8 protein-coding genes are annotated in these 8,364 nt (G+C 73.0%); 4 read left to right on the top strand and 4 right to left on the bottom strand.

Going from position 1 to position 8,364, the window contains the following annotated elements:
- The first annotated feature begins 357 nt into the window (after positions 1 to 357).
- The gene (locus AB0A74_RS21995) at positions 358 to 1,614 is read left to right on the top strand and encodes a S1 family peptidase (RefSeq protein WP_358252013.1); all 1,257 of its coding nucleotides are present in this window, start codon (positions 358 to 360) and stop codon (positions 1,612 to 1,614) included.
- A 62-nt stretch (positions 1,615 to 1,676) separates the two neighbouring features.
- A complete protein-coding gene (locus AB0A74_RS22000) occupies positions 1,677 to 2,423 on the top strand; it encodes a maleylpyruvate isomerase family mycothiol-dependent enzyme (protein WP_358252015.1) in 747 nt (248 codons plus the stop codon).
- A 111-nt stretch (positions 2,424 to 2,534) separates the two neighbouring features.
- Here AB0A74_RS22000 and AB0A74_RS22005 read toward each other — a convergent pair whose 3' ends face one another.
- Entirely contained in the window at positions 2,535 to 2,819 is a 285-nt protein-coding gene (locus AB0A74_RS22005; RefSeq protein ID WP_358252016.1) for a SelT/SelW/SelH family protein, read from the bottom strand.
- Here AB0A74_RS22005 and AB0A74_RS22010 point away from each other — a divergent pair.
- Complete coding sequence (locus AB0A74_RS22010; protein WP_358252018.1) at positions 2,818 to 3,459, top strand: LysE family transporter; 642 nt, start codon at positions 2,818 to 2,820, stop codon at positions 3,457 to 3,459. The genes AB0A74_RS22005 and AB0A74_RS22010 overlap by 2 nt on opposite strands.
- On the opposite strand, the gene AB0A74_RS22015 is transcribed toward AB0A74_RS22010, so the two are convergent.
- From AB0A74_RS22015 to AB0A74_RS22025, 3 genes are all read right to left on the bottom strand, one after another.
- The gene (locus AB0A74_RS22015) at positions 3,407 to 4,066 is read right to left on the bottom strand and encodes a TetR/AcrR family transcriptional regulator (protein ID WP_358252019.1); all 660 of its coding nucleotides are present in this window, start codon (positions 4,064 to 4,066) and stop codon (positions 3,407 to 3,409) included. The two genes, AB0A74_RS22010 and AB0A74_RS22015, sit on opposite strands and share 53 nt — an antisense overlap.
- Positions 4,063 to 4,977: a saccharopine dehydrogenase NADP-binding domain-containing protein gene (locus AB0A74_RS22020; RefSeq protein WP_358252020.1), complete on the bottom strand. Its 915-nt coding sequence runs from the start codon at positions 4,975 to 4,977 to the stop codon at positions 4,063 to 4,065. Before AB0A74_RS22020 ends, AB0A74_RS22015 begins: the two co-directional genes overlap by 4 nt.
- Before the next feature lie 62 nt (positions 4,978 to 5,039).
- A complete protein-coding gene (locus AB0A74_RS22025) occupies positions 5,040 to 5,936 on the bottom strand; it encodes a hypothetical protein (RefSeq protein ID WP_358252021.1) in 897 nt (298 codons plus the stop codon).
- A 198-nt stretch (positions 5,937 to 6,134) separates the two neighbouring features.
- Between AB0A74_RS22025 and AB0A74_RS22030 the strand changes: the two genes are divergently transcribed.
- Positions 6,135 to 8,195 carry a trehalase-like domain-containing protein gene (locus AB0A74_RS22030; protein ID WP_358252022.1) on the top strand — a complete coding sequence of 687 codons (2,061 nt, stop codon included), beginning with the start codon at positions 6,135 to 6,137 and terminating at the stop codon, positions 8,193 to 8,195.
- Positions 8,196 to 8,364 lie beyond the last annotated feature (169 nt).

Here is an 8,364-nt window from a genome sequence, read left to right on the forward strand (position 1 = left end):
GGACATGTGCGGGCCAGTCTCGGCGCGCCCCGCCGCCCCGCCCCACTGCCACTTCCCCATGTCGGCGCGTTATCGGCGACGCCCGATCCACCCGCCTGGCCGCCGGAAGTGCCGCTAGAATCCGCCGCCGAATTTCCATGCGCTACTTATGCAATTCGCGATATTCGTCCTTACGAGTTGCCGCCTGCGACATCCGGGTGTTCTCCGGAATTGACCGAAACATCCATCACCGATCCGCGATTTCCCTGGTGCGCAGACCCGTCGCCGCTGGTCAGGTGGTTCGACCAATTCCAGTGATCCGGCGGTCTCCGCCTGCGCGAAAAACGAGGAACACACACACCACGGAAAGTGGGAGCGATGCGAAAACTCCTCCGCACGGTGCTCACCGGCGTTTCGGTGGCCACTCTCGGATTCACCGGTCTCGCGGTCGGCTCGGCCGCGCCGGAACGGTCGGTCGACCTGCCCGCGGACGTCCTCACGGCCATGCAGCGCGATCTCGGGCTCACCGCCGACCAGGCGGCCAGACGCGCGGTCCAGCAGGACGAGGCCGACCGGCTCGACGACGTGCTGGCGCGACGCCTGGGCGCGGCGTTCGGCGGCGCGTGGTTCGACGCCGAGGCGGGCCGGCTCGCGGTCGCCGTCACCGACCCGGCGCGGGCCGGCGAGGTGCGCGCGGCGGGCGCGCGGGCCCACGTGGTCAAGCACAGCGCGGCCGACCTGGAGCGGATCAAGGGCGAGCTGGACTCCCTGGCGGGCAAGCAGGCCGACGACGGCAAGCGCGACAGACCCGGGAGAGGCCGGTCCGACGAGGTCAAGGGCCTGGTGTCCTGGTCGGTCGACCCGACCGCCAACGTCGTGTCGGTGACCGCCCTGGCCACCGGGTCGGAGAAGGCCGTCGCGAGCCTGCGCAGGTACGGCGACGCCGTGCGGGTGGACTACACCGCCGTCGAACCGTCCACGGCGGCGTTCCTCGACGGCGGCGACATCCTGTACTACGGCGCGTTCGGCGGCGGGTACTGCTCGGCCGGGTTCAACCTGCGCAACGTCAACAACGGCCTGCGCTACGTCCTGACCGCGGGCCACTGCGGCCCGGCCGGCACCGCCGTGTACGGCTACACCGGCGCGCAGATCGGCACCGTGCAGGCCGCGTTCTTCCCGACCTGGGACGACGCGCTCGTGCGCGTGACCAACACGGCCGCGTGGACCCAGGGACCCTGGGTGGACGTGAACCCGTCGCAGGGCGGCGTCGTCACCGTGACCGGGTACAGCGACTCGCCGGTGGGCACCGCGATCTGCAAGTCCGGCGTGACCACCAAGCTGACCTGCGGCGTGATCACGGCCAAGCGGCAGACGGTGACGTACTCGGGCGGGCAGACCGTGTACGACCTGACCCGGCACAACGCGTGCGTCGAGCCGGGCGACTCGGGTGGTTCCAACTACCGCAACTCCGGCACCCGCACGGCGGAGGGCGTGACCAGCGGCGCCCAGCTGTACGTGGTCGGCGGCCGGTACCGGTGCGCGGCGGCGGTGGGCCTGCCCAACGTGTCCTGGTACTACCCGGCGGCGATCAGCCTGCCGTACTACCAGGCCGTTTACGGCGCGACGCTCTGGTGATCCCGTGAGAGGGCCGGCCGGCGGACTTGATCGCCGGCCGGCCCGCGCGCTTGAGTAGGCACATGGCTTTCGCCTTGGAGCGCTACTGCGCCGAAATCGTCACCCAAACGGACCTGCTGCGCGCGCACGTGACCGGCGCGGACATGCGGACCCGAGTGCCCAGCTGCCCGGACTGGAACCTCGGCCAACTCTTACGGCACGTCGGCGGCGGGCACCGGTGGATCGAGCAGGTCATCCAGACCGGCGGACCGGTGCCCAACCCGGCGCGCGACCTCGACGGCTACACCGACGAGGACGCCGCGTACCTCGACGGGTGGCTCGCGGAGAGCGCGACCGTCCTGACGAAGGCGTTGCGGGACAACGGCCCGGACCGGCCCGTCGAGGTGGGCATCCCCGGCTTCACCTCGCCGGAGCTGTGGGCGCGGCGGATGACCCACGAGACCGCCGTGCACCGGGCGGACGCGGCCGCCGCCGTCGGGGCGGAGTTCGACCTCGCGCCCGAGATCGCGGCCGACGCGGTGGACGAGTGGATGGTCTTCGGCGCGAGCCCCCGGCGCGGCGTGGCGGTCGGACCCGGCCGCAGCCTGCGGTTCGAGGCCACGGACACCGACGCCGCGTGGTTCGTGGACCTCACCGGCGAGGCGCCGCAGTGGCGGCGCGGCCGGGAGGACGCCGCCGTGACGGTGCGCGGGCCGGTGGCGGAACTGGTGCTGTCGCTCTACCTGCGACCCGCGCCGCACGTGGAGGTGACCGGCGACCGGGCCCTCCTGGAGGACTGGGTGGCCCGCACCGGCATCTTCCGGGGCTGAGACGGGTCGGCGGCGGTCGCTGGCGCGGAGCCGGGGCCGGGTCGGCGGCGGTCGCTGGTGCGCAGCCGGGGCCGGGTCGGCGGCGGTCGCTGGTGCGCAGCCGGGGCCGGGTCAGCGGCGGTCGCTGTGCCCGAGGGAGCGGTCCGGGGCCACGCGGTCCCGGACCAGCCGCTTGAGCTCCGCGAGGTCCGGGAACCCGTCCTGCTCCTTGCGCGACCAGATCGTCTCGCCGTCCAGCCGCACGTCGAACACGCCGCCGGTGCCCGGGACCAGCGCGACCTCGCCCAGCTCGGTGGTGAACGTGGTGAGCAGCTCCTGGGCCGTCCAGCCGGCGCGCAGCAGCCAGCGGCATTGCGTGCAGTACTCGATCTCCAGCCGGGGCCGCCTCGTCGTCATGGCCGCAAGTATGGTCTCCGACGTGCTGAGCTACCTGCCCCTGTTCGCCGTGTGGTGCCTCGCCGTGGTCAGCCCCGGCCCCGACATGCTGGTCGTCGCGCAGCAGGCGACCACCCGCTCGCGCCGCCACGGCGTGGTCACCGGGCTGGGCGTCGCGTCCGCCATCGCGGTCTGGGCGGTGGCGAGCATGCTGGGCCTGTCCGTGCTGCTCGCGCGAGTCGGGTGGCTCTACGACGTGGTGCGGCTGGCCGGCGCGGCGTACCTGGTCTACCTGGGCGCGCGGGCGCTGTGGTCGAGCCGGCGGACCGAGGTGGCGGTGGTCGAGCCGGTCGACGCGACGCCGGTCAGCGCCGCGCGGGCGTGGCGGATCGGGTTCCTGACCAACATCGGCAACCCGAAGGCGGCGGTGTTCTTCGGCAGCCTGTTCGGCGCGTTGCTGCCGGCCGACACGGCGACCCCGGGCCGGGTCGCCGTGGTCGCGGGCATGGTGGCGCTGGCGGCGGCCTGGTTCTCGCTGGTGGCGACCCTGTTCGGGCTGCCGCGCGTGGTCGAGGTGTACCGGCGGGGCAGGCGGTGGGTGGACCGGGTCACCGGGATCGCGTTCGTCGCCCTGGGGGGCCGCCTCGCGCTGGACCGGTGATGCCGTCCAGGACCGTGGACACCAGCGCCGCGATCCGGTCGGCCGGCACCTCGACCGGCGCGCGCACCCCCCGGTACATGCGCGGCAGCACCAGGTCGTGGCACGCGCCGATGACCAGGGTCGCGACGGCGTCCAGGTCGGCGTCCCGCTTGACCGCGCCCCGGTCCCGCTCGCCCTTCAGGTAGTCGACCAGGGCGGTGTGCAGCCCGCGACCGCCGGCGAGCGGGTTGGGCAGCGCGTCGAACCTCGCGAGCACGTCCGGGCTGCCGACCAGGCCCGCGAAGGCCGGGAGGATCGCCGTGTGGACGGCGAGGGCGTGCCGCACGAACGCCCGGAGGTTCTCGGCGAGCCCGCCGTCCGTGGGCGGCGCGCCGAGGTCGTGCTCGACGGTCCGGACGTGGGCGTGCAGCGCGAGGGCGAGCAGTTCTTCCTTGTCGGCGAAGTGGTTGTAGAGACCGCCGTAGGCCACGCCCGCCGCCCGCGCGATGTCGCGGACGGTGAGGCCGGCGGTGCCGCGTTCGGCGATCAGGCGGGCGGCGGCGGTGATCAGGTGGTCGCGCAGGCTCACGTCGCCGTCGGGCAGGCCGGCTGCTCGTCTGGGGCTCATCGGGGCGCATCGTAGGCGAAGCCGTGGTCGGCGACCTCGGCCAGGAACGGCCCCGGCGCCACGACCTGCTCGACGTGCCACACGCCTTCGGGCAGTTCGGGCAACCGCTGGACCAGCAACGCCGCCACCACACCGGTCGCCCGGCTCTGCCGCCGCCCGCTGAACGACGCCGTGACCCCGCCCGTCCGGACGGTGACCGCGAACCGGTCGGAGCCGACGTGGACCTTCGTCAGCGGCCGGAGCCGGTGCCGGACGCGTGCGGCGGCGGGCAGGAGCGCGGTCAGCAGGCGGGAGTCCAGCGCGAGCCCGGTGCGAACGCGGTCGAGGCGCAACGTCGCGGGCAGGGTGTGCTGATCGGAGAACGGGAAGCCGTGCACGGTCCGTTCCCCGCCGGGGAACGGCATCCGCCAGGCGGGCCCCAACTCCCCCAGCCCGTCCAAGGTCCACTCCAACGCCGCCGGACCGTGCCGCTCCCCCGCCCCCAACAGCACGCCGATCTCGACTTCACGCGCTCCCGTGGCCTCGACCACCTGCCGCGCCAACAGGTTCGTGACACCGGGCGCGAGCCCGACGCTGAGCAGCCCGGTCGCGGGCCCGGTCAACTCCCCGATCGCGGCGAGCCGGTCAAGCGAGGCCGACACGTCCGCGTAGTGCACACCCCGCTCCAAGCAGGCCTTGGCGACGCGGGCGTTGTCCACGTCCACACACATCAACACCGCGTCCGCGCCTTCGATGGCCTGCTCGACCGCGCCAGGTTCGCGCAGGTCAACCCGCACCGGCACCGCTCCGGGCACCGACCGCGCCCTGGCCGGGTCCCGCCCGGCCACCACGACCTCGCACGACCCGCGCAGCACGGCGACCGCCTCCCGCCCCACGGCCCCGTACCCGCCGAACACCACGACCCGCTCCACGCGCGCCCCCTCGTTGTGAACACCTGTTCATGAACAACTGTTCACAACGAGGGGGCGTGGTGTCAAGCCGTGCAGTTCTTCTGCGTGGTGCTGATCCGCTGGCCGGTGAACTCCTCCAGGACGGCGATGTTCTCCGGCGCGTAGTTGGTGGCGGTGATCTTGTCGGCGTTCGCGCTGCCCAGCTTGCCGGTGTAGGGCGCGGACTTCTCCAGCCAGTACGCGGTGCGCAGGAACTGGGTCAGCACCAGGTCGCGCAGCTTCGGCTCGGCCTTGATCTTCGCCCAGTACGCGGGGTGCCGGTCCTTCGCGACCCGCAGGTAGAGCAGCAGGTAGCGCAGGTTGGTGGCGGCGATGTCCCGGGCGTTGCTCGCGCCGACGCCCTTGATGTACTCCTGCACCACGGTCACCGCCGGCAGCCCGGTGAGACCCGCGTTCAGCTCGGCGAGGACGCCTTGCAGCTTGTACTCGCCTTGCTGGCGGTCGCGCAGGTAGATCCCGTCCATGGAGTCGCTGAGCCGGTCCTTGATCAGCGGCAGGATCTCCTTGCGCGCGAAGCCGCCGTGCAGCGGGACGGTGGTGGCCTGGCGGGTGGCGTCGATCCAGGCGGCGGTGTGGACGTCCCAGCGGGTGCGGGCGCCGTCGAGGTCCCACATGTGGGTCTCCTCGTGGATGGCGACCATCATGGACTCGGCGAACCCCTCGAAGGAGTCCTTGCGCACGAACTGGTTCCAGTACGGGTCGCGGGCCTGGGCCTTGGCCAGCGCTTCGCCGCTGGGCCACCGGCGCTGGTACATGGTCTGCAGGGTGCGCATCCAGTTGGCCGAGGTGAACGCGGCCTTGAGGTCGCTGATGTCGGCGCGGGGGTTGTGCGGCTCCTCGTAGCAGTAGGGGACGGCGGCGTGCGCGGTCGGTTGGGCGAGGGACAGGGCGAGTGCGGTCACCACCAGCAGGGTTTTCACAGTGGGCACCTCGTCTCGGAACGGACTTGCCCGGACCGTAACGACGCCCGCGACGCGCACCTACTCCCAAGTCGCCATAACACCCGCGCGGGAACCCTAAGACTGGGTTAGGGCACTCCTAAGTTTGTGATCAGCGCACTGACCCGGACGGCGCAGCCGCCTACGGTTCCGGCAAGTTCCGCCGGAGGAGGTCCCGTAGTGCTCACGACCGAGTCGCGCCGCCGACTGCACGACCTGGCCCGCGCCGAGCGCCTGGTGGTCGTCTGCGACTACGACCGCGCCCTCGCGCCGGACGACCCCGCCCGGCCCGGGCGGGAGGGGGTCACGGCGGTGCGGGCGTTGGCGGAGCTGCCGGAGACCTCCGTCGTAGTCGTGTCGCACCGGCCGTTGGCGGACCTGGCCGTGCTGTCGCGGTTGCCGGCCGAGGTGGAGCTGGTCGGCGAGTACACGCACCCCGCGCTGGACGCGGAGGCCACCGGAGTCCTGCACCTGGCCGACCCCGACGCCGCGCCGCGGTTGGCGTTCCTGCTGGAGGAGCGCCGCCGGTGGCTGTTCGGCGCGCGGCCGGTGCCGATCGAGCGGCACAGCCTGTTGTCCAACCGGCGGGCCCTCGCCCTGGTCACGCCGGACGCGCGCGTGACGTGGATGTGCGCGCCCGAACCGGACTCGCCGGCGCTGTTCGCCGACCTGCTCGGCGGCCCGGACGCCGGCCACTTCACCGTCCGCCCGGCGCACGGCCGCCTCCCGCTGGGCCAGCGCTACCTGCCCGGCACGATGGCCGTGGAGACGCGCTGGGCCGGCCTGACCGTCACCGACCACCTCGCCGAGGACACCGAGCCGCACCGCACCGACCTGGTCCGCCGCATTACCGGCACCACCCCCGCCCGGGTCGGGTTCGCGCCGCGCCCGGAGTTCGGCCAGGTGCGGGTCACCCTGCGGGAGGTCCCCGACGGCCTGCGCGTCGAGGGCACCGCCGAGCCGATGGTGCTCCGCTCACCCGGCGTGGAGTGGGAGGTGGACGGCGACACCGCCCACGCCACCGTCCACCCGCCCGCCGTCCTGGAACTGCGTTGCGGTACCGACGACCTGACGCCCCGGGAGTCCAGCGTCCCGGACTGGGGCGAGTGGCTCTCGTCCCTGACCCTGCCGGCGGTGGAACGCGACCTGGTGGCCCGGTCCGCGATGACGCTGCGCGCCCTGTGCCACCGCGGGACCGGGGCGGTGCTGGCCGCCGCGACGACGTCGTTGCCGGAGGAGATCGGCGGTGTGCGCAACTGGGACTACCGGTACTGCTGGTTGCGCGACGGGGCGTTGACCGTGCGGGCGTTGGTGGCGCTGGGTTCCACCGAGGAGGCGGAGGCGTTCGTGGACTGGCTGCACGGCGTGCTGGCCACCCTGCCGGGCCCGGAACGCCTCCACCCCCTCTACACCGTGCACGGTGCCCAACTGGGCCCCGAAGCCGTCATCGACACCCTGCCCGGCTATGCGGGCTCGCGCCCCGTGCGCGTGGGAAACCTTGCCGGCCAACAGGTCCAGCTCGACGTGTTCGGCCCGGTGGTGGACCTGGTCCTGGACCTGGCGACCGCCCGCGACCGCCTGGACGACCGGGACTGGGACCTGGTCACCGCGATGGTGTCCGCGGTGGCGCAACGGTGGCAGGAACCCGACCACGGCATCTGGGAAGAACGCCACGCCCCGCGCCACCGCGTGTACTCAAGGGTGATGTGCTGGCTCACCACCGACCGCGCGATCCGCATAGCCGAACGCTTCGGCAAGCCCGTCGATCCGGGTTGGGTGATCCTGCGCGACCTGATCGCGGCGGACGTGCTGAAGCGGGGCTGGAACGAGGACGTGCGGGCCTTCACCACCGCCTACGACGGTGAGGACCTGGATGCGGCCTCCCTTCACGTGGGGTTGAGCGGTCTGGTGACGGACGAGCGGTTCGCGGCGACGGTGGAGGCGGTGGAGGCGGGCCTGCGGTCGGGCGCGACCGTGTACCGGTACCGGCGGGACGACGGTTTGCCCGGGGACGAGGGCGGGTTCCACCTGTGTGCGGCGTGGTTGGTGGAGGCGTACTTGTTGACGGGGCGGCGGGACCAGGCGGAGGAACTGTTCGCGCAGTTGGTGGGTTGTGCGGGGCCGACCGGGTTGCTGGCGGAGGAGTACGACCCGGTGACGGAACGATCGCTGGGCAACCACCCGCAGGCCTACAGCCACATCGGCCTGATCCACTGCGCCCGCCTCCTGGACCGCTCCTGATCAGGGGTTGCGGGCGCAGGTGGGTGAGGTTGGCGGCGGGGCGTGTGGAGCGGCGGAGAGGTGGGGTGGCGGCGGACGGTTGCTGCAGCGGCGAGCGGTAGGCGGCGGCGGGCAGATGACGGTCGGCGGCCGGCGGCGCGCGGGTAGGCGGCGGGTAGGCGGCGGGGCA

The organism is Saccharothrix sp. NPDC042600 (assembly GCF_040647305.1).
GTDB classification, from domain to species: domain Bacteria; phylum Actinomycetota; class Actinomycetes; order Mycobacteriales; family Pseudonocardiaceae; genus Actinosynnema; species Actinosynnema mutabilis.